Source organism: Sinomonas atrocyanea, assembly GCF_030812675.1.
Classification (GTDB): domain Bacteria; phylum Actinomycetota; class Actinomycetes; order Actinomycetales; family Micrococcaceae; genus Sinomonas; species Sinomonas atrocyanea_B.
This window is the reverse complement of sequence record NZ_JAUSTE010000003.1, coordinates 121,843-140,631: the sequence shown is the minus strand read 5'-3', so window position 1 is coordinate 140,631 and position 18,789 is coordinate 121,843. Positions and strand designations below refer to the sequence as shown.

The following is an 18,789-nucleotide window of genomic DNA, read 5'->3' as shown; positions in this document are numbered from 1 at the left end:
ATGGAATCCCAGACAACGGGCCGTGCGGCCGTCCTCGACGGCAAGGCCGCCTCGGCCGCCATCAAAGAGGAGCTCGCCGAGCGCGTCGCAGCCCTCAAGGCCCGGGGGATCACCCCCGGCATCGCCACCGTGCTCGTCGGTGCAGACCCCGCCTCGCAGCTCTACGTGGGCATGAAGCACAAGCAGTCCGAGGCGATCGGGATGAACTCGATCCAGCGCGAACTGCCAGCCGACGCCACCCAGGAGCAGGTCGAGGCCCTCATCGACGAGCTCAACGCCGACCCCGCGTGCCACGGGTACATCGTGCAGCTCCCGCTGCCGAAGCACCTCGACACGGACGCGATCCTCGAGCGGATCGACCCGGCCAAGGACGCCGACGGCCTGCACCCGACCAACCTCGGCCGGCTCGTGCTGAATGTCAGCGGCACAATCGACACGCCCCTGCCGTGCACGCCGCGGGGCGTGATCGAGCTCCTGGTCCGCAACGGCTACGACCTCAAGGGCAAGCACGTGGTCGTGGTGGGCCGCGGCGTCACGATCGGCCGGCCGATCCCGCTGCTGCTGACGCGCCGCGAGATCAATGCGACCGTGACCATCACCCACACGGGCACCACGGACCTGTCCGAGCACCTGCGCCGGGCGGACGTGATCGTGGCCGGTGCCGGGGTCAAGCACATCGTCAGGCCTGAGGACGTCAAGCCCGGCGCGGCTGTGCTGGACGTCGGCGTGACCCGTGAGACGGACCCCGAGACGGGCAAGTCGAAGGTCTACGGCGACGTCCATCCCGACGTCGCCGAGGTGGCGGCCTACGTCTCGCCGAACCCCGGCGGTGTGGGCCCGATGACCGTGGCGCTGCTCATGACCAACGTGGTCGAGGCCGCCGAGCGCGCCGCCGGCCCGGCCTGATTCTGGGAGTCACCTCCTGGGGGTCACCTTCTGGGGGTCACCTTCTGGGAGTCACCTCGTGTGACTCCCAGAAGGTGACCCCCAGATTCGTGTGCGGGCGCCGTCGCGGCCCGTACTCCCACGGGAGCAGGCAGGTGGCGCATCTGTGCCTCCCGTACGACGACGGCGGCCCGCCCCGCGCGTAGGCTCGCCCCATGCAGGGGTGGAGTGGGGCCCGGCCGCGCCGGGCGTGGGCGCACGGCCGCGCCCCGTGGCCCATCAGGGTCGCGGCCGTCGTGGTGCTCGCGCTCGTGCAGGTGTTCGGCACGCACGGGGCGGCGTTCCGCCAGCCGGAGGCCCGCCCCATCGATGCCCTCGCGGTCATCCTCCTCGTGGCCGGTCCCGCGCTCCTGCTCGCGCTCATCCCCAGTCCCGGCCCCGTCGCCGCCGCCGTCGTGGCGGTGACCCTCGTCTACTTCGGGCTCGGCTACCCGTGGGGTCCCGTGCTCGTCTCGCCGGCCGTCGCCCTCGTCTTCGCGACGGCGGCCGGCGCCCGCCGCTGGACCTGGGCCGCCGGGCTGGGCGTCGTCGCCGCCGCGGCCATCTGGACCCTGCCCGCCGGCAACTGGCTGGGGGCCGGAGCGGCCGCGGCCTGGACCGTCGTCGTGCTGCTGCTCGGCGAGGGGCTGCGCGTGCGCCGGGAGGGGGCCGCCGCCCGGCGCCGGGAGTGGGAGTCCCACCGCCGCGAGGTCCGCGATCAGGAGCGCCTCGAGCTCGCCCGCGACATCCACGACATCGTGGCCCACTCCCTCTCCCTCATCAACGTCCGGGCGAGCGTCGCCCTGCACCTCGCCGAGAAGAACCCCGGCGAGCTCGTGCCCGCCCTCGAGGCCATCAAGCACACGAGCCACGAGGCCCTCGGCGAGGTGCGCGAGCTCCTCGGCGTCCTGCGGCAGGATGCGCCCGTCACCCCCGAGGACCCGCTCGGCCGCATCCCGGGGCTCATCGAGGATGCGCGGGGGACCGGGCTCGAGGTGACCCTCGACGCTCGGCTCGACCCGCCGCCGTCGTCCTCCATCCAGCGGGTGGTGCACCGCGTGGTCCAGGAGGCGCTCACCAACACCGTGCGGCACGCCGGCGCGCACCGCGCCGACGTGCGGATCGCGCGCGAGGGCGGCCGCGTCGTCGTGGACGTGCACGACGACGGCACCGGCCTCCGCGGGTCCCTCTCCGGCGCGGGGATCACCGGCATGCGCGAACGCGTCGCCTCGCTCGGCGGCACCCTCACGCTCACCGACCGGGGCGGCCTCCGGGTGCACGCAGAGCTGCCCGAGGGGGAGGGCCGATGATCCGCATCCTGGTCGTCGACGACCAGGCGCTCCTGCGCGCCGGCTTCCGTGCGCTCCTCGACGCCGAGCCGGACATGGAGGTGGTCGGCGAGGCGGGGACCGGGGCGGACGCCGTGGCCGCGGCGGCGAGGCTCGCGCCCGACGTGGTCCTCATGGACATCCGCATGCCCGGCGGCGACGGGCTCGAGGCGACGCGGTCGATCCTCGCCGCGCCCCCGGAGGGCCTGAAGGTCATCATCCTGACCACGTTCGAGCTGGACGAGTACGTCACGGGCGCGATCCGGGCCGGGGCGAGCGGCTTCCTTGTCAAGGACACGGAGCCGGCGGACCTCGTGCGGGCCGTGCGCGCCGTGCACGACGGCGACGCCATGCTCTCGCCGTCCGTCACCCGCAGGCTGCTCGCGCGCCTTGCGGCCGAGCGGACGCCCGCGGCCGAGGCCCCGTCGGCGGACATCAGCGGCCTTACCGAGCGCGAGCGCGAAGTCGTCTCGCTGGTCGGCCAGGGCCTCAACAACGCGGAGATCGGCGCGCGCCTGTTCATCACGCCGCTCACGGCGAAGACCCACGTCTCGCGCGCCATGACCAAGCTGGGGCTGCGTGACCGGGCCCAGCTGGTGGTCCTCGCCTACGAGTCGGGGCTGGTGCGGCCGGGCTGGCTCGGCTGAGCGCCGGAGGGTGCGTCCGGGCGTAGGCCCGCATGATCCGGACGGAGTAGGCGGCCCCGCACGATGACTCCGCGGGGCCGATGCCGGAGCAGGGCCGGCTGAGAAGACTGGAATCAGCGGCTGAAGTCCAGCCGACGAAGTCCCAAGGAGACCGCCATGTTCGCCGTCCTCGATGCCACAGCCGCCGCCGACCCGACCGCCCACTGGGCCGGCCCCTGGTTCCCGTGGTTCCTGATCTTCCCGCTGTTCTGGATCCTCGCTCTGGGCCTCTTCTTCTTCATCGGCCGCCGCATCTGGTGGGGCCGCCGGGGGCAGGCGGCGGCCGCCGGGCGCTTCGGTGCGGGTCACTACCCGGGGCCCTTCCCGGCTGGCCCTGCGGCCGCCGAGGAGATCCTGCGTGAGCGCTACGCGCGGGGCGACATCGACGAGGCCGAGTACCGCCAGCGCCTCGAGGTCCTCCGCGGCGCCGAGCCGGGACCCTACTACCAGCCCTGACGCCTGGGAGGCACCTCCTGACGGGCGCCTCCTGGGAGGCACCTCCTGGGGGCCACCTCCTGACGGTCACCTTCTGGGAGTCATCTCCCGCGGGTCGCGACCGAGGGCCAGGTCCTGTGGGTCACGCGAGGTGACTCTCAGGACCTGACCCTCGGAAGGTGACTCTCAGGAGGTGACTCCCAGACGGGCTGGGGGCAGGCGGACCGGCGGTCAGGCCTTCGCGGCGACCGGCTCCGCCGCGCGGTTCGGCCCGAAGACCGTCGCGCCGGTGGCCTGCTCGGCCTCGTGGTCCGGACCGAGCGGGATGCCGCGGCGGTCGCGCAGGCACAGGACCGCGCCGATCGACACGAGCGTTGCGATGAGCAGGTAGGCCGAGACGGCGGCCGTGGAGCCCGTGGCCTGCAGGAGTGCTTGGGCGATGGTCGGGGCGAAGGCGCCGCCCAGGATCGCACCGATGGCGTAGGAGATCGAGACGCCGGAGAAGCGCACCGACGCCGGGAAGATCTCGGAGTACCACGCGGCCTGCGGGCCGTACGTGAGGCCGAGCCCGATCGAGAACAGCACCAGGCCGGTGTAGAGGCCCCCGAGGTTGCCCAGGTTGACGAACCAGAACAGCGGGAACACCATCAGGGCCTGGAAGACGAAGCCGATGAGGTAGGTGGCCTTCCGGCCGATCTTGTCGGCGAGGATGCCGGCCACGAGGGTGGACACGAACCACATGGCGGAGGCGACGGTGGCCGCGAGGAGCACGGAGGTCGCGTCCATCTTGAGCTTGCCCGTGGCGTAGCCCTGGATGAAGCCGCCGGTGGTCATGTAGCCGGCCGCGTTGTTGCCCACGAACACGAGCGCCGCGAGGATCACGAGGTGCCAGTGCTTGCGGAACAGCACGACGATCGGCACCTTGGTCTGGCGGCCGCGCTCGGCGATCTCGGCGAACACCGGGCTCTCCTCGACCGAGCGGCGCACGAAGTAGCCGACGGCGATCAGCACGATGCTCAGCAGGAACGGCACGCGCCAGCCCCACTCGAGGAAGGCCTTGCCGGGGGAGACGGCCCCGGTCATGATCGCCATGACGCCGGAGGCGAGGAGCATGCCGAGCGGCACGCCGAGCTGCGGGAAGGCGCCCGCGAGGCCGCGGCGCTTCGCCGGGGCGTGCTCGACGGCCATGAGCACCGCGCCGCCCCACTCGCCGCCGGCCGAGACGCCCTGGAGGATGCGCAGGAGCAGCAGCAGGATGGGCGCCGCCATGCCGACCTGGGAGTAGGTGGGCAGGACGCCGATGAGGGTCGTGGACGCGCCCATGAGGATGAGGGTGATCACGAGCATCGCCCGGCGGCCGATCACGTCGCCGAAGTGCCCGGCGAGGAACGCCCCGAGCGGGCGGAAGAGGAAGGAGATGCCGACGGTCGCGAACGAGAGCAGCGTGGCGATGTTCGCGCCGGCGGGCTTGAAGAACAGCTCCGCGAAGACGAGGGCCGCGCCCGTGGCGTAGATGAAGAAGTCGTACCACTCGATGGTGGTGCCGATGATCGTCGCGAACGCGACGCGTCGCTGGTTCGCTGCGGCGGAGACGGCGCCGGTGCCGGTGTGGGTCATGGCTGGTGTCCTTGCTGGCCGGCATCGTCGCTGATGCCTCGTGGTGCGGCCGGGGGCCGCGGGGGAACGGTGATGGCCCTGGCCCGTTCGGGCTCAGGCTCGGAGGTGGCGGTGTCACCATAGTGGCGGACACCACTTCCGTATGTAAACTTCGGAGATTCGCCAATATACTTTGAGGCAACTTATATACGGAGGTGAGCGTCCTTGGCAGACGTGACGCTGCGGCAGCTCGAGCTCTTCGCCGCCCTGCCGGACCATGACACGCTCAGCGCGGCCGCGGTCCGCCTGCACATCTCCGAGTCGGCGCTCTCGCAGGCCATCACGAGCCTGGAGAAGACTGTGGGGGAGCAGCTGTGCGTGCGCCGCAAGGCGCGTGGCCTCGCGCTCACTCCGGCCGGGCAGCACTTCGCGGTGCAGGCGCGCCGCATCCTCGCCGACACGCGCGAGCTCGTCCTCGATGCGCGCCGGGACCAGGAGCTGCGCGGGCCGGTGAAGCTGGGGTGCTTCGCGAGCTTCGCGACCAGCATCGTCCCCGCGCTCCTCGACGGCTTCCCGCGGCGGCACCCCGGGGTGGACCTCGAGATCACCGTGGGCACCAACGACGACCTGCTCCCGGCGCTCGACTCGGGGCGGCTCGACGTCGCCATCATGTACGACATGTTCCTGCCCGTGGGCTACGCCCGGCGCGAGATCTACGCGACGGAGCTCGAGGCGCACCTGCACCCCGACCACCCCCTGGCGGCGGGGGAGGCCGTGGACCTCGCCGACCTCGCGGAGGAGCCGCTGATCCACTACGAGGCGAGTCCCAGCACCGTCAACACCGTGCAGGCCTTCGCCGCCCGCGGGCTCACGCCCACGATCGCGGCGCGGGTTCCGCAGATCATCCTCGTGGAGGCCCTCGTGGGCCGCGGCGTGGGCTACGGGCTGCTGATGTCCCGCCCCAACGTGCGGCCCGCGAGCGTCGAGGGCCTCCCGGTCGCTGTCCGGCGCCTCGACCCGCCCGCGACCCGCACCCACGTCGTGGCCATCTGGCCCGAGGACATGGTGCTCACCGCGCGCGCGGCCGCGCTCCTCGACTATGCGGTCGAGAAGCTCGGCTCCTACGGGCGCCCCGGGGAGCACGACGGCGGGTCCCCGGCTCATGCGGGGACCGGCGCCGCGCGCGAATAGGCCTTCAGGTCGAAGGCCGGGTCGGCGGCGTCGTCCGGGGTGAGCTGCCGGCCCGCCCCGAGGAGGCGGCGCGCGGCCAGATGGTCGGTGGGACTGTTGACGCTCTCCACGGCGACGAGCCGCGCCTCGGCGCCGGTGACGTCGAAGGCGAACACGGAGAACTTCCCGGAAGCCCGGTCGCCGCGCACCACGCGGTGCGCGTCGCTCCGGGAGAGCCCGGCGATCTGGACCTTCGTGGGGCCCTGGTGGCTCCAGAACCACGGGAGCTCGGCGTAGGGGCCCGCTGCGGCGCCCAGCAGGACGGCGGCGGCGTGCCGCGCCTGGTCGGTCGCGTTCTGCACCGACTCGAGGCGGACCCGGCGCCCCGCGTGCGCGCTCGGGAAGCTCGCGCAGTCGCCGATGGCGAGGATGTGCGGATCGGAGGTGCGCAGACCGCCGTCGACCGTCACCCCGTCCCCGACCGCCAGCCCGGCAGCAGCGGCGAGCCCCACGGCGGGGAAGGCCCCGACGCCGACCACGACGACGTCGGCCGGCAGCTCGCGCCCGTCCGCGGTCATCACCGAGGCCACCCGGTCGCCGCTGCCGGACCCGGCCGGGCGCGGCAGGAAGCCCGCCACCGCGGTGCCCAGCTCGAGCCGTACCCCGTCCAGTGCATGGCGCTCGGCGAGGAAGGCCGAGACCGCGGGGGAGACGGAGCGCCGCAGGGGACGTTCGGTGGGCGCCACGACGGTGACGTCGACTCCGCGGGCCCTGGCGGCGGCCGCGACCTCAAGGCCCACGAAGCCGGCGCCGACGACCACGGCGCGCCTTGCCCCCTCGAGGCCGGCCCGCGCCCGCGCGGCGTCCTCCAGCGTCCGCAGGGACACGACACCTGCGAGGTCCTCGCCCGGCACCCCGAGGCGGCGGTTGTCGGCCCCCGTCGCGAGGACGAGCGCCGAGTACGCGATGCGCTCGCCGGTGTCCGCCACGAGCTGGCGCGCTTCGGGGTCGATGCGCTCGGCGGCGACTCCCCAGAGGGCGCGCACGCCGGCGTCGTCGAAGAAGCCCTCGCCGCGCAGCGGCAGGGCCTCGGGCGCACCGGAGGCGGCGATGAAGTCCTTGGACAGCGGCGGCCGCTGGTACGGCCGGGCCGACTCGCGGGAGAGGAGCGTGATGGCCCCGGCGTAGCCGCCCGCGCGGAGCGAGTCGACGAGCTGGACGCCCGCGTGGCCGGCGCCGACCACCACCACGCTGTCCGCCGGGCCGAGGGGAGGCTGCTGGGCCATCCGCTACACCTGGCCCGCGGGGACGTCGACCACGAGGGCGTCGAGGGTCCCGCAGGAGATCTGGCAGCCGAGGCGGCTGCGGGCGCCGTCGCGGGGCGTGGAAGTGCACTCGAGCATCTCGTCCTCGTCCTCGCCCATCGGGGGGAGGACGTCGAGGAAGTCGGGGCGGACCAGGACATGGCAGGTGGCGCACATGGCCTGGCCGCCGCACTCGCCGACGATCCCGGGGACGCCCGCGCTGACGGCCGCGCGCATCGCGGAGGTGGTGGGCTGGACATCGAGGACGGTCTCGGTGCCGTCCGGCTGGACGTAGGTGATGGTGGGCATGGTCTTCCTTCCTCAGTTCCAGGCCACGGGGAGCTCGAGCATGCCGCGGAAGACCCAGCCGCCCTCGCGGGCCGGCCGGTCGGCGAGCCGCAGGCCCGGAAGGGCGTCGAAGAGCCGCGGGAGGGCCACCTGGGCCACGGATGTGCGGGCCACCCAGGTGCCGGCGCAGAAGTGCGTGCCGCCGCCGAAGGCGAGGTGGGGCCTCTTCTCGCGGTTGAGGTTGTACGCCTCGGGGTCTTCGAACTGCTCCGGGTCGCGGTTCGCGGCGCCGATGACGACGCCGAGCCGCGCCCCCGCGGGCAGGCTCGCCCCGCCGAGCTCCACCGCACGGGTGGTCTGGCGCGGGTACATCCCGATCGGCGCGACCCAGCGGACGGCCTCCTCGAACGCGGTGGGCCACAGCGCCGGGTCGGCGAGGACCTGGGCGAGCTGGTCCGGGTTGGACAGGAGGGCCCACACAGCCGTGCCGAGCACGTCGCGGGGCTCGTTGAGCCCGCCGCCGATCGTCATCTTCATGTTCGCCCGGATGGCCTCGACGGGCAGCCCGGCGTTGACCACTGCCGAGAGGAGGGTCGCGTCCGGATCGGCCGTGAGCACCGGGATGAGCTCGTCGATCGCGGCGTCCACCTCGGCGCTGGACGCCGCGGACTTGGCCCACACATCCGGATCGTCGGCGTAGTTGCCCGTGCCGTCGATCATGGTCTGGCTCCAGCGCTGCAGGTCCTCCTGCGTGGCGTTGCGGAAGCCCATGATCTCGCGCAGGTTCTCGGCGGCGAAGGGGGCCGCGAAGCCCAGGTGCAGGTCGGCCCCCGGGCCGGCCGCGGCGAAGTCGGCGAGGTACTTCTCGGCGTTCCTGGCGAAGACCGCCGTCCACGTCTCCTTGATGGCCTTGGGCCGCAGCACCGGCCCGTACGCCGCGCGGTCCACCTGGTGCTCGGGGTCGTCCTTGCGCAGCATGGAGTGGCCCATGGAGCGCTTCATGAGCGAGCCCTCCTCGTCCGCCGAGAACGTGTCGGCGTCCTGCTCGATCCGGTGGCAGGCCTCGAAGCTCGTCACGAGGTAGCGGCCCACGGCCGGCACCCACGCGACGGGCGACTCGGCGCGCAGCCGCCGGTAGATGGGGTAGGGGTCGTCGTAGAGGTCCTCGATGCGGACCCAGTCGGCGATGGGGGCGCCCAGATCGGCGGGGGCGGGGGCTGGCTGAACGGTCATGGCTCCGAGTGTGGCGGACGCCATAAAGGCAGGTAAAGTTCAAAAAAGCTCGATAATAGACAACTTCTTCTTCACAAGGGGGTGTGCCATGGGAGAGGCGACGGGACGCGCGGGCGAGGCGCCCGGCGTCGTCCGCATCCCGAGCCGGTTCACGCTCCGCCAGCTCGGCTACCTGCTGGCGGTCGCGGACGCGGGGTCGATCAGCGCCGCGGCGCAGCGGCTGCACGTGACCCAGACGGCGGTCGGCTCGGCGCTCAGCGACCTCGAGCGGGCCCTCGGCGCCCAGCTGCTCGTGCGCCGCCGCGCGCACGGCGTGGTCCTCACCCCGGCCGGCGCCTACGTCCGCGACCACGCCCGCGAGCTCCTCGCGGGCGCCGCGGACCTCGAGCTCTCCGCGCTCGACGCCGGTGCGACCCTCCGCGGGCCCGTCGCCCTGGGCTGCTACTCGACGCTCGCCGTGACCCTGATCCCGCCCATCCTGGCGGAATTCGGCCGGGCGCACCCCGAGGTCCAGCTCGACTTCGTCGCCGACCAGCAGGCCCCGCTCGAGGAGGCGCTGCTCGCCGGGGAGCTCGATGCGGCCCTGCTGTACGACATGAACCTTCCGCAGGGCCTCGAGGCGCGGACCATCTCGGAGGCCCGCGTCTACGCGCTCCTGGGCGCGGACCACCCGCTCGCCGGCGCCCACGCGGTCACGCTGGACGCGCTCGCGGAGGACCCGCTCGTCTTCCTCGACCTGCACCCCAGCGGCGAGCACACCCTGTCCGTGTTCCGCGCCGCCGGGGTGGTCCCGCGCATCCGCTACCGCACCACGGACTTCGAGCTCACGCGCTCGCTCGTGGGCCGCGGCCTGGGCTATGCCCTACTGGTCCAGCGCCCGGCGCGGGACGAGACCTACGAGGGGCTGCCGGTGGTGCCCGTCGAGATCACCCCGGCCCCGGCGCCGGTCCGGGTGCTCATGGCTTGGAATGCCGCCGTGCGGCCCACCCGGCGCGCCACGGCCCTCATGGAGTTCATCGCCGGCCAGGGCGCCGGTGGGCGAGGCCCCGGAGGTCCCTCCCCATTGTGAAAGACTCGTTGCGGAATGTGGCCGACCGTACTAGGCTGCGACCTGTGTCACATTCCGCTCTTGTAACTGCCGGGGGGTCAGCCGTGGGTGAGGCAGACAGGCGGACTGTCATCCGCGCCGAGGACCTCGTGAAGGCCTACGGCGAGTTCCGCGCCGTCGACGGCATCAGCTTCGAGGTGCCCGCCGGCGAGTCCTTCGGGCTCCTCGGGCCCAACGGGGCCGGCAAGTCGACCACCATGCGCATGATCGGCGGCGTCACCCAGCGCACCGCCGGCACTCTCGAGATCATGGGCCTCGACCCCGAGCGCCAGGGCCCTGAGGTCCGCGCGCACCTCGGCGTCGTGCCGCAGCAGGACAACCTCGACGAGGAGCTGCGGGTCCGGGACAACCTCATCGTCTACGGGCGCTACTTCGGGCTTCCGATGGACTACCTGCGCCAGCGCGCCGACGAGCTGCTGGCCTTCGCCCAGCTCGAGGACAAGGCCACCGCAAAGGTCGATTCGCTCTCCGGCGGCATGAAGCGCCGCCTCACGATCGCCCGCTCGCTCGTCAACGAGCCCAAGATCCTGCTCCTCGACGAGCCCACCACGGGGCTGGACCCGCAGGCCCGCCACGCCCTGTGGGACAGGCTTTTCCGCCTCAAGGAGCAGGGCGTCACGCTCGTGCTGACCACCCACTACATGGACGAGGCCGAGCAGCTGTGCGACCGGCTCATCGTCGTCGACAAGGGGCGCATCATGGCGGAGGGGTCGCCCGCGGCGCTCATCCGCGAGCACTCGAGCCGGGAGGTGCTGGAGGTGCGCTTCGGCGCCGAGCGGAACGCCGCCGTCGTCGGCCAGCTCGAGGGCGTCGGCGAGCGCGTCGAGGCGCTGCCCGACCGGGTGCTCGTCTACGCCGCCGACGGCGAGCGGGCGCTCGAGCTCATCCGGGGCCGCGGGCTGCACCCCCTCACCTCGCTCGTGCGGCGCGCCTCGCTCGAGGACGTCTTCCTGCGCCTGACAGGACGGTCTCTCGTTGACTGAGGCCGCGCCGACCCGCCTCACCGCGCACGCCCCCGACGTCTCGGCCGCGAAGGCCCGGCGCTGGGGCTCGTTCTACTTCGCCGAGCACATGCTCCGCGGCATGCGCGCCTACCTCGTCACGATCGTCGTGACGAGCGTGGGCAACCCGCTGCTGTACCTGTTCTCGATGGGGGTCGGGCTGGCCTCGATCGTGGACAGGAGCGCGGGCGGGGCGCGGGCCGCGTTCGACGGCGTGGGGTACCTCGCGTTCGCCGCCCCGGCCCTGCTCGTCTCGAGCGCAGTCATGACCAGCGCGAACGAGATGATGTTCCCCGTCATGGACGGCTTCAAGTGGCGCCGCGTCTACTTCGGCCCGCACGTCACCCCGCTCGTGCCGGGGCAGCTCGCGGCCGGGCACATCATGGCCGTCGGCGTGCGGCTCACCGTCCAGTGCCTCGTGTTCTTCCTCATCATGCTCGCCTTCGGCGCCGCGCCCGGTCCCTGGGCGTGGCTGCTCGTGCCGATCGGCGTGTTCGCCGGCATGGCCTTCGGTGCCCCGCTCATGGCCTACTCGGCGCACATCGAGTCGGAGAACTTCCAGTTCTCCATGATCCAGCGCTTCATCGTCATGCCCCTGTTCCTGTTCTCCGGCACCTTCTACCCGCTCGCCACGATGCCCGTGGGCATGCAGTGGATCGGCTGGATCTCGCCGCTGTGGCACGGGAACGAGCTCGGCCGCATGGCCTCGTACGGGATGGACGAGCCGGGCTGGCTCGTGGCGGTGCACGTGCTGTACCTGGCCGCGCTCGGTGCCGTGGGCATCTGGTGGGCGCGCAGGAATTACGCGAAGAGGATGGGCAAGTGAGCGCCCTGACCGACGAGGACTACGAGATCACCGCCAGCGGCCGGCCTCTGGGCGCGCTGTACGCGGGCAACGCGCGCGCGGTGATCGAGCGCGGCTTCCGCGTCATCAAGAGCCAGAACTGGATCATCCTCGTCTCCGGGTTCTTCGAGCCGGTGTTCTACCTGCTCTCGATGGGGATCGGGCTCGGCAGCCTCGTCGGCAACGTCACCGGCCCCGGCGGCGCGCCCATCTCCTACGCCGCGTACATCGCGCCGGCGCTCCTGGCGGTCTCGGCCATGAACGGCGCCATCTACGACTCGACGTGGAACGTGTTCTTCAAGATGCACTTCGGCAAGCTCTACCAGGGCATGCTCTACACGTCCCTCGGCCCGCTCGACATTGCCATGGGCGAGATCTTCATGGCCCTGTTCCGCGGCTTCCTCTACGCGCTGGGCTTCACGGGTGTCATGGGGGTCATGGGCCTCATCACCACGCCCTGGGCGCTCCTGCTGGTGCCCGCCTCCGTGATGGTCGCCTTCGGCTTCGCGTCCTTCGGGATGGCCATCACGAGCTACATGAAGACGTTCCAGCAGATGGACCTGATCACGTTCGTCATGCTGCCCATGTTCTTGTTCTCGGCGACCTTTTACCCGCTGTCCGTCTATCCGGCGCCGGTGCAGTGGATCGTGCAGGCGTTCCCCCTGTGGCACGGCGTGGAGCTCATGCGCCAGATCAGCATCGGGGCCTTCACCCCGGCCACGGGCGTGCACCTGCTGTACTACGCGATCATGATCCTCTTGGGGGTCGCGTTCACCACGCGCCGGCTGCGCTCCCTCTTCCTGCGCTGACCCCCACCTGACCCCACCCGCCGTCCCGTTTCGGGTACGCATCTCGTCGGCTTTTCGGGGTTTCGGGTACGCATCTCGTCGCGTATTCGGGGTTCGTGTACGCACGACGGCGGGTGCCCGGCCCGCGCGGGCCGGGCACCCGCCGTCGTCCGCGCCACGCTCGTACCCGAGACGGGGAAATCGCGACGAGATGCGTACCCGAGACGGGGAAATCGCGACGAGATGCGTACCCGAGACGGCAGGCCGGGGCGGAGTGGGCGGCAGGGCCGGGGCGGGGAGGGCGGCAGGGCCGGGCCGGGGGAGAGGAGGTGCGAGCGCGGGCGGCAGGGAGAGCGGGCGCGGCGGGCGGCGGTGCGGGCGTCTGGGAGAATGGACCGCATGCAGAGTATCGGCCACCAGAACACGTCCCCCCAGTCCGACGGCGCCCCGGCAAGCCGCCGCGGAGGCCTCAAGGTCGGCGCGCTCGGCCTGTCGGTCCTCGTGCTCGCGTTCCTCGTGGCCGTGATCTTCGCTGCGAACCAGAATGCCGTGATCGGATGGATCGTGGCCATCGTCTCGTTCGGCTGGCTGGTCTTCGCGCTGTTCGTCTTCACCACGGTGCGCACCGCGGGCCGCAAGGCGCAGGAGCGCTTCGAGCGGGCCGCCGAGCAGCTCACCGGCCGCGCGCCGTCGGTCGCCGGCGGGGAGGCCCGCTCGGTCGACGAGGTCCGCGACCTCAAGCTCGACCACTCCTTCAAGATCATCCAGGTGCAGGAGCGCGTGATCCGCGAGAACCTCGGAGGCGACCGCGAGATGGTGGACCGGGCGCTCGAGACGATCCAGATCACCGCCGCCAACGCCCGCGACATGCTCCGCCCGGACGACGGCACGCCCCTCACCGGGACCGTCATCGACGAAGGGTAGAGTAGCCAGGTGACTTCCCCCGAATCGGCCCCGAAGGGTGGGGCCCTGCGCATCGCGACCGTCAACGTCAACGGCCTCCGCGCCGCGTGGCGCAAGGGCATGCCGGAGTGGCTCGGGACGCGCGAGGTCGACATCCTCTGCCTCCAGGAGGTCCGTGCCCCCGACCCGATCGTCCACGAGTACTTCGGCGGCTGGCACGTGCTGCATGCCGAGGCCGATGCGAAGGGCCGCGCCGGAGTGGCGATCGCCTCCCGCGAGGCCCCCACGGAGACGAGGATCGGGATCGGCGACGACTACTTCGCCACCGCAGGCCGGTGGGTCGAGGCCGACTTCGCGCTCGAGGGTGGCCGCCAGCTGACCGTGGTGAGCGCCTACGTGCACTCGGGCGAGGCGGGCACCCCCAAGCAGGACGACAAGTACCGCTTCCTGGACGTCATGCTCAAGCGGCTGCCGGAGCTCGCCGAGATGAGCGACTACGCGCTCGTGGTCGGAGACCTCAACGTGGGCCACAGCCCGCTGGACATCCGCAACTGGAAGGCCAACCAGAAGCGCGCCGGCTTCCTCCCCGAGGAGCGGGCCTACTTCGACCGCTTCTTCGGCACCGAGATCGGCTGGAAGGACGTGCACCGCGACCTCGCCGGCCAGGTCGACGGCCCCTACACCTGGTGGTCCCAGCGCGGGAAGGCGTTCGACAACGACGCCGGGTGGCGCATCGACTACCACATGGCCACGCCGTCCCTCGCGTCCGTGGCGAGCAACGCCGTCGTCGACCGGGCGAGCGCGTGGGACACCCGATGGTCCGATCACGCCCCGCTCGTCATCGACTACCAGCTCCAGAACCCCGGAAGTGCCTGACCCCATGACTTCTCCTGCTCCCGCCCGCCAGCGACTCCTCTCCGGAATGCAGCCCTCGGGCGACTCGCTCCACCTCGGCAACTACCTCGGCGCCCTCGTCAACTGGGTCAAGCTCCAGGACCAGTACGAGTGCCTGTACTTCATCCCCGACCTGCACGCCATCACGGTCCCGCAGGACCCCGCGGAGCTCCTGCACCGCACTCGGCTGACGGCGGCGCAGTACATCGCGGGCGGGATCGACGTCGAGCGCTCCACGCTGTTCGTGCAGTCGCACGTGCCCGAGCACGCCCAGCTCGCGTGGGTCCTGACCTGCCTCACGGGCTTCGGCGAGGCGTCCCGCATGACCCAGTTCAAGGACAAGGCGGCGCGCCACGGGCACGACGCCGCCAGTGCCGGCCTGTTCATGTACCCGATGCTGATGGCCGCCGACATCCTCCTCTACCGGCCCTACGGGGTTCCCGTGGGAGAGGACCAGCGCCAGCACCTCGAGCTCGCGCGCACCCTGGCCCAGCGCTTCAACACCCGCTTCGGCGAGACCTTCGTGGTGCCGGAGGCGCTCATCCCGCCGACCTCGGCGAAGATCTACGACCTGCAGAACCCGACGGCGAAGATGTCCAAGTCCGCAGAGTCGCCCAACGGCCTGATCAACCTCCTCGACGACCCCAAGGCCACGGCGAAGAAGATCAAGTCGGCCGTGACCGACGCCGAGACCGTGGTCCGCTTCGACCGCGAGGCCAAGCCCGGCGTCTCGAATCTCCTCACCATCATCTCGACCATCACCGGCGAGGACATGGACTCCCTCGTGGCCTCCTACGAGGGCAAGATGTACGGCCACCTCAAGGCCGACGTGGCGCAGGTCGTCGTGGACGCCGTCGCCCCGATCAAGGCGCGCACCGAGGAGCTCCTGACCGATCCCTCGGAGCTGGACCGGCTGTTGGCCCGCGGCGCCGCCAAGGCCCGCGAGATCGCGTCGCGCACGCTCGCCGACGTCTACGAGCGCGTCGGCTTCCTCCCCGCCCTCGCCCCGGCGGCAGCGGCCGTCGGCTGAGGCCATGCCGGGATTCGAGGACGGCGCGATCGAGGACGCAGCGGGTACCGCCGGAGGTGCATACCGGCCGCTCGTCGGGGTGATCTTGGGGTTCCCCGACACCGTGGCCCAGGAGCTGCGCGCTTGGCGTGCCTCCTTCGGGGACCGGATGGCCGAGGTCATCCCGGCCCACATCACGCTCGTGACCACCACCGAGACGTCCGACTGGGACGCGGCGGCCCGGCACGTGCGCGCGGTGGCCGCCCGGGCCCGGCCGTTCACTGTGCGCCTGCGGGGCACCGGCACGTTCCGCCCCGTCTCACCCGTGGTGTACGTCAACGTGGACGAGGGCTTCGAGGAGTGCGTCAGCCTGCACCGCGAGCTCCAGCGTGGCCCGCTCGCTCGCACCCTGCCCTTCCCGTACCATCCCCACGTCACGGTGGCGCACGACCTGCCGCCCGAGCGGCTCGACGAGGCCCAGAGCGGGCTCGAGACCTACAGCGCCTCCTTCACGGTGGACAGCATGGGCCTGTACCAGCACGACGCCGACGGCTTCTGGCAGCTGCGGGAAGAGCTCAAGTTCGGCGGCCGCGAGAAGGCCTGAGCGCGGCTGCGCAGGAGGGCACACAGAGGGGCGCCGCCCGTCCTGACCAGGTCAGGACGGGCGGCGCCCCCGTGTTTGCCGGGCGGCGGTCCGCTACATCTTGCGGGCCAGGATGGCCTGCTTGACCTCGGCGATCGCCTGCGTGACCTGGATGCCGCGGGGGCATGCCTCGGTGCAGTTGAAGGTCGTGCGGCAGCGCCACACGCCCTCCTTGTCGTTGAGGATCTCGAGGCGCATGTCGCCGGCGTCGTCCCGCGAATCGAAGATGAAGCGGTGCGCGTTCACGATGGCGGCGGGCCCGAAGTACTGCCCGTCGGTCCAGAACACCGGGCAGGACGAGGTGCACGCGGCGCAGAGGATGCACTTCGTGGTGTCGTCGAAGCGCTCGCGCTCCTCGGCTGACTGGAGTCGCTCCTTGGTGGGCACGTGGCCCTTGGAGACGAGGAACGGCATGATCTCGCGATAGGACTGGAAGAACGGTTCCATGTCCACGATCAGGTCCTTCTCGACCGGCAGGCCCTTGATGGGCTCGACCGTGATCGGCTTGGACGTGTCGAGGTCCTTCAGGAGGGTCTTGCAGGCCAGACGGTTGCGGCCGTTGATGCGCATGGCATCGGAGCCGCACACCCCGTGCGCGCACGAGCGGCGGAACGAGAGCGAACCGTCGTGCTCCCACTTGACCTTGTGCAGGGCATCCAGGACACGGTCGGTGCCGTACATCGTCACCCGGAACTCGTCCCAGGTCGAGTCCTCGGAGAGCTCAGGGTTGTAGCGGCGCACGCGCAGCGTGACATCGAACGTGGGGATCTCGCCCCCGCCGCCCACGCTCGCGGGCAGCTCGACCTTGGACGCTGGCTCAGCGGTTGAGGCGGTCATCAGTACTTACGCTCCATCGGCTCGTAACGGGTGAAGACAACGGGCTTCGTGCCGAAGCGCAGGCCCGTGATGCCCTCGGTTTCCGCGGCGTCGTCCTTGTAGAGCATTGTGTGCTTCATCCAGTTGGCGTCGTCGCGATCGGGGAAGTCCTCGCGGTAGTGGCCGCCGCGGGACTCCTTGCGGTGCAGCGCAGCAACGGTCATGACCTCGGCAAGGTCCAGCAGGAAGCCGAGCTCCACAGCCTCGAGGAGGTCGAGGTTGAAGCGCTTGCCCTTGTCCTGGATGCCGATGTTCCGGTACCGCTCGCGGAGCTTCGTGATGTCCGCGAGGGCCTGCGCAATGGACTCCTTGGTGCGGAACACCTGCATGTTCGCATCCATGGTCTCCTGCAGGTCGGCGCGGATCGCCGCGATCCGCTCGGTGCCGGCGGCGTTGCGGACGGCGTCGAGCAGTGCGACGGTCTCGGCGGCCGGGTCCTCCGGCAGCTCCACAAACTCGGCGGTCTTGGCGTACTCGGCGGCGTTGATGCCCGAGCGCTTGCCGAAGACGTTGATGTCGAGCAGCGAGTTGGTGCCGAGGCGGTTCGAGCCGTGGACGGACACGCACGCCACCTCGCCGGCGGCGTACAGACCGGGGACCACGGTGTCGTTGTCCTGCAGGACCTCGCCCTTGATGTTCGTCGGCACGCCGCCCATGACGTAGTGCGCGGTCGGGAACACCGGCACGGGCTCCGTGTAGGGCTCGACGCCGAGGTAGGTCCGCGCGAACTCCGTGATGTCCGGCAGCTTCGCGTCGATGTGCGCCGGCTCGAGGTGGGTGAGGTCCAGCAGCACGTAGTCCTTGTTCGGACCGGCGCCGCGGCCCTCGCGCACCTCGTTGGCCATCGAGCGGGCCACGATGTCACGGGGGGCGAGGTCCTTGATGGTCGGCGCGTAGCGCTCCATGAAGCGCTCGCCCTCGGAGTTGCGCAGGATCGCGCCCTCGCCGCGGGCCGCCTCCGAGAGGAGGATGCCCAGCCCCGCGAGGCCGGTCGGGTGGAACTGGATGAACTCCATGTCCTCGAGCGGGATGCCGCGGCGGAACGCGATGCCCATGCCGTCGCCCGTCAGGGTGTGGGCGTTCGAGGTCGTCTTGAAGACCTTGCCGGCGCCGCCCGTGGCGAACACGACGGCCTTGGCCTGGAAGACGTGCAGCTCGCCCGAGGCGAGGTCGTAGCTCACGACGCCGGCCACGCGCTTCTGCTTGAACGGGGTGCCGTCCTCGCGGGTCGCGTCCTCCTCGACGACGAGCAGGTCGAGCACGTAGTACTCGTTGTAGAACTCGACGTTGTGCTTGACGCAGTTCTGGTAGAGCGTCTGGAGGATCATGTGGCCGGTGCGGTCGGCGGCGTAGCATGCGCGCCGGACCGGGGCCTTGCCGTGGTCGCGGGTGTGGCCGCCGAAGCGGCGCTGGTCGATCCGGCCCTCCGGGGTGCGGTTGAACGGCAGGCCCATCTTCTCGAGGTCGAGGACCGCGTCGATGGCCTCCTTGGCCATGACCTCCGCCGCGTCCTGGTCGACGAGGTAGTCGCCGCCCTTGACCGTGTCGAAGGTGTGCCACTCCCAGTTGTCTTCCTCGACGTTGGCGAGGGCCGCGCACATGCCGCCCTGGGCGGCTCCCGTGTGCGAGCGGGTGGGGTACAGCTTGGTCAGCACGGCGGTACGGGCCCGCTGGCCGGCCTCGATCGCTGCTCGCATGCCGGCGCCACCGGCGCCGACGATCACCACATCGTATTTGTGGACCTGCATGCTGTGAAGCT

General features: G+C 71.5%; 19 protein-coding genes. 13 read left to right on the top strand and 6 right to left on the bottom strand.

The features are described from left to right. The 4 genes from J2W20_RS06470 to J2W20_RS06455 all read left to right on the top strand — a co-directional run bounded on the left by J2W20_RS06470 (position 1) and on the right by J2W20_RS06455 (position 3,394). On the top strand, positions 1–906 hold the full coding sequence (locus tag J2W20_RS06470) for a bifunctional methylenetetrahydrofolate dehydrogenase/methenyltetrahydrofolate cyclohydrolase (protein ID WP_307005636.1): 906 nt from the start codon (positions 1–3) through the stop codon (positions 904–906). 194 nt (positions 907–1,100) lie between these two features. Then, positions 1,101–2,234, top strand: a complete 1,134-nt coding sequence (locus tag J2W20_RS06465) for a sensor histidine kinase (protein ID WP_307005635.1) — start codon at positions 1,101–1,103, stop codon at positions 2,232–2,234. Continuing rightward, a complete protein-coding gene (locus J2W20_RS06460; protein WP_307005634.1) occupies positions 2,231–2,899 on the top strand; it encodes a response regulator in 669 nt (222 codons plus the stop codon). Before J2W20_RS06465 ends, J2W20_RS06460 begins: the two co-directional genes overlap by 4 nt. Positions 2,900–3,055: 156 nt before the next feature. Then, complete coding sequence (locus J2W20_RS06455) at positions 3,056–3,394, top strand: SHOCT domain-containing protein (protein WP_307005633.1); 339 nt, start codon at positions 3,056–3,058, stop codon at positions 3,392–3,394. Positions 3,395–3,604: 210 nt separating this feature from the next. Here the strand turns inward: J2W20_RS06455 and J2W20_RS06450 are convergent, their stop codons facing one another. After that, entirely contained in the window at positions 3,605–4,990 is a 1,386-nt protein-coding gene (locus J2W20_RS06450; protein WP_307005632.1) for an MFS transporter, read from the bottom strand. Positions 4,991–5,203: 213 nt separating this feature from the next. Here J2W20_RS06450 and J2W20_RS06445 point away from each other — a divergent pair, with 213 nt between their 5' ends. Then, positions 5,204–6,160, top strand: coding sequence for a LysR substrate-binding domain-containing protein (locus tag J2W20_RS06445; RefSeq protein WP_307005852.1), 957 nt, complete (start codon positions 5,204–5,206; stop codon positions 6,158–6,160). Here the strand turns inward: J2W20_RS06445 and J2W20_RS06440 are convergent. Genes J2W20_RS06440 through J2W20_RS06430 form a run of 3 tightly spaced genes read right to left on the bottom strand, consistent with a single transcriptional unit; the run spans position 6,130 to position 8,964 of the window. Next, the gene (locus J2W20_RS06440) at positions 6,130–7,425 is read right to left on the bottom strand and encodes an NAD(P)/FAD-dependent oxidoreductase (RefSeq protein ID WP_307005631.1); all 1,296 of its coding nucleotides are present in this window, start codon (positions 7,423–7,425) and stop codon (positions 6,130–6,132) included. The two genes, J2W20_RS06445 and J2W20_RS06440, sit on opposite strands and share 31 nt — an antisense overlap. A gap of 3 nt (positions 7,426–7,428) precedes the next feature. Next, a complete protein-coding gene (locus J2W20_RS06435; RefSeq protein ID WP_307005630.1) occupies positions 7,429–7,752 on the bottom strand; it encodes a 2Fe-2S iron-sulfur cluster-binding protein in 324 nt (107 codons plus the stop codon). A 12-nt stretch (positions 7,753–7,764) separates the two neighbouring features. Continuing rightward, complete coding sequence (locus J2W20_RS06430) at positions 7,765–8,964, bottom strand: cytochrome P450 (RefSeq protein WP_307005629.1); 1,200 nt, start codon at positions 8,962–8,964, stop codon at positions 7,765–7,767. Positions 8,965–9,052: 88 nt separating this feature from the next. On the opposite strand from J2W20_RS06430, the gene J2W20_RS06425 reads away from it, so the two are divergent. The 8 genes from J2W20_RS06425 to J2W20_RS06390 all read left to right on the top strand — a co-directional run bounded on the left by J2W20_RS06425 (position 9,053) and on the right by J2W20_RS06390 (position 16,115). Continuing rightward, positions 9,053–10,033, top strand: a complete 981-nt coding sequence (locus J2W20_RS06425; RefSeq protein ID WP_307005628.1) for a LysR substrate-binding domain-containing protein — start codon at positions 9,053–9,055, stop codon at positions 10,031–10,033. A gap of 83 nt (positions 10,034–10,116) precedes the next feature. Further along, complete coding sequence (locus J2W20_RS06420) at positions 10,117–11,055, top strand: ABC transporter ATP-binding protein (protein ID WP_307005627.1); 939 nt, start codon at positions 10,117–10,119, stop codon at positions 11,053–11,055. Next, positions 11,048–11,899 carry an ABC transporter permease gene (locus tag J2W20_RS06415; protein ID WP_307005626.1) on the top strand — a complete coding sequence of 284 codons (852 nt, stop codon included), beginning with the start codon at positions 11,048–11,050 and terminating at the stop codon, positions 11,897–11,899. Before J2W20_RS06420 ends, J2W20_RS06415 begins: the two co-directional genes overlap by 8 nt. Then, positions 11,896–12,726 (top strand): ABC transporter permease, encoded by an 831-nt coding sequence (locus J2W20_RS06410; RefSeq protein WP_307005624.1) that lies wholly within the window; start codon positions 11,896–11,898, stop codon positions 12,724–12,726. The genes J2W20_RS06415 and J2W20_RS06410 overlap by 4 nt, the downstream gene beginning before the upstream one ends. A gap of 378 nt (positions 12,727–13,104) precedes the next feature. Beyond that, positions 13,105–13,629 carry a hypothetical protein gene (locus tag J2W20_RS06405; protein WP_307005623.1) on the top strand — a complete coding sequence of 175 codons (525 nt, stop codon included), beginning with the start codon at positions 13,105–13,107 and terminating at the stop codon, positions 13,627–13,629. 9 nt (positions 13,630–13,638) lie between these two features. Beyond that, positions 13,639–14,484, top strand: coding sequence for an exodeoxyribonuclease III (locus J2W20_RS06400; protein ID WP_307005621.1), 846 nt, complete (start codon positions 13,639–13,641; stop codon positions 14,482–14,484). 4 nt (positions 14,485–14,488) lie between these two features. Further along, on the top strand, positions 14,489–15,532 hold the full coding sequence (gene trpS, locus J2W20_RS06395) for a tryptophan--tRNA ligase (RefSeq protein ID WP_307005619.1): 1,044 nt from the start codon (positions 14,489–14,491) through the stop codon (positions 15,530–15,532). Between the two features lie 4 nt (positions 15,533–15,536). Beyond that, the gene (locus tag J2W20_RS06390; RefSeq protein WP_307005618.1) at positions 15,537–16,115 is read left to right on the top strand and encodes a 2'-5' RNA ligase family protein; all 579 of its coding nucleotides are present in this window, start codon (positions 15,537–15,539) and stop codon (positions 16,113–16,115) included. 93 nt (positions 16,116–16,208) lie between these two features. Here the strand turns inward: J2W20_RS06390 and J2W20_RS06385 are convergent, their stop codons facing one another. After that, entirely contained in the window at positions 16,209–16,991 is a 783-nt protein-coding gene (locus tag J2W20_RS06385) for a succinate dehydrogenase iron-sulfur subunit (protein ID WP_307005616.1), read from the bottom strand. Beyond that, the gene (gene sdhA, locus J2W20_RS06380; protein WP_307005614.1) at positions 16,991–18,778 is read right to left on the bottom strand and encodes a succinate dehydrogenase flavoprotein subunit; all 1,788 of its coding nucleotides are present in this window, start codon (positions 18,776–18,778) and stop codon (positions 16,991–16,993) included. The genes J2W20_RS06385 and sdhA overlap by 1 nt, the downstream gene beginning before the upstream one ends. Positions 18,779–18,789: the final 11 nt, after the last annotated feature.

Excerpts from the sequence above, each read along its gene's own strand:
- J2W20_RS06470 (WP_307005636.1), top strand. The coding sequence starts at position 1 with ATGGAATCCCAGACAACGGGCCGTGCGGCCGTCCTCGACGGCAAGGCC.
- J2W20_RS06465 (WP_307005635.1), top strand. The coding sequence starts at position 1,101 with ATGCAGGGGTGGAGTGGGGCCCGGCCGCGCCGGGCGTGGGCGCACGGC.
- J2W20_RS06460 (WP_307005634.1), top strand. The coding sequence starts at position 2,231 with ATGATCCGCATCCTGGTCGTCGACGACCAGGCGCTCCTGCGCGCCGGC.
- J2W20_RS06455 (WP_307005633.1), top strand. The coding sequence starts at position 3,056 with ATGTTCGCCGTCCTCGATGCCACAGCCGCCGCCGACCCGACCGCCCAC.
- J2W20_RS06450 (WP_307005632.1), bottom strand. The coding sequence starts at position 4,990 with ATGACCCACACCGGCACCGGCGCCGTCTCCGCCGCAGCGAACCAGCGA.
- J2W20_RS06440 (WP_307005631.1), bottom strand. The coding sequence starts at position 7,425 with ATGGCCCAGCAGCCTCCCCTCGGCCCGGCGGACAGCGTGGTGGTGGTC.
- J2W20_RS06435 (WP_307005630.1), bottom strand. The coding sequence starts at position 7,752 with ATGCCCACCATCACCTACGTCCAGCCGGACGGCACCGAGACCGTCCTC.
- J2W20_RS06430 (WP_307005629.1), bottom strand. The coding sequence starts at position 8,964 with ATGACCGTTCAGCCAGCCCCCGCCCCCGCCGATCTGGGCGCCCCCATC.
- J2W20_RS06425 (WP_307005628.1), top strand. The coding sequence starts at position 9,053 with ATGGGAGAGGCGACGGGACGCGCGGGCGAGGCGCCCGGCGTCGTCCGC.
- J2W20_RS06405 (WP_307005623.1), top strand. The coding sequence starts at position 13,105 with ATGCAGAGTATCGGCCACCAGAACACGTCCCCCCAGTCCGACGGCGCC.
- trpS (WP_307005619.1), top strand. The coding sequence starts at position 14,489 with ATGACTTCTCCTGCTCCCGCCCGCCAGCGACTCCTCTCCGGAATGCAG.
- J2W20_RS06390 (WP_307005618.1), top strand. The coding sequence starts at position 15,537 with ATGCCGGGATTCGAGGACGGCGCGATCGAGGACGCAGCGGGTACCGCC.
- J2W20_RS06385 (WP_307005616.1), bottom strand. The coding sequence starts at position 16,991 with ATGACCGCCTCAACCGCTGAGCCAGCGTCCAAGGTCGAGCTGCCCGCG.
- sdhA (WP_307005614.1), bottom strand. The coding sequence starts at position 18,778 with ATGCAGGTCCACAAATACGATGTGGTGATCGTCGGCGCCGGTGGCGCC.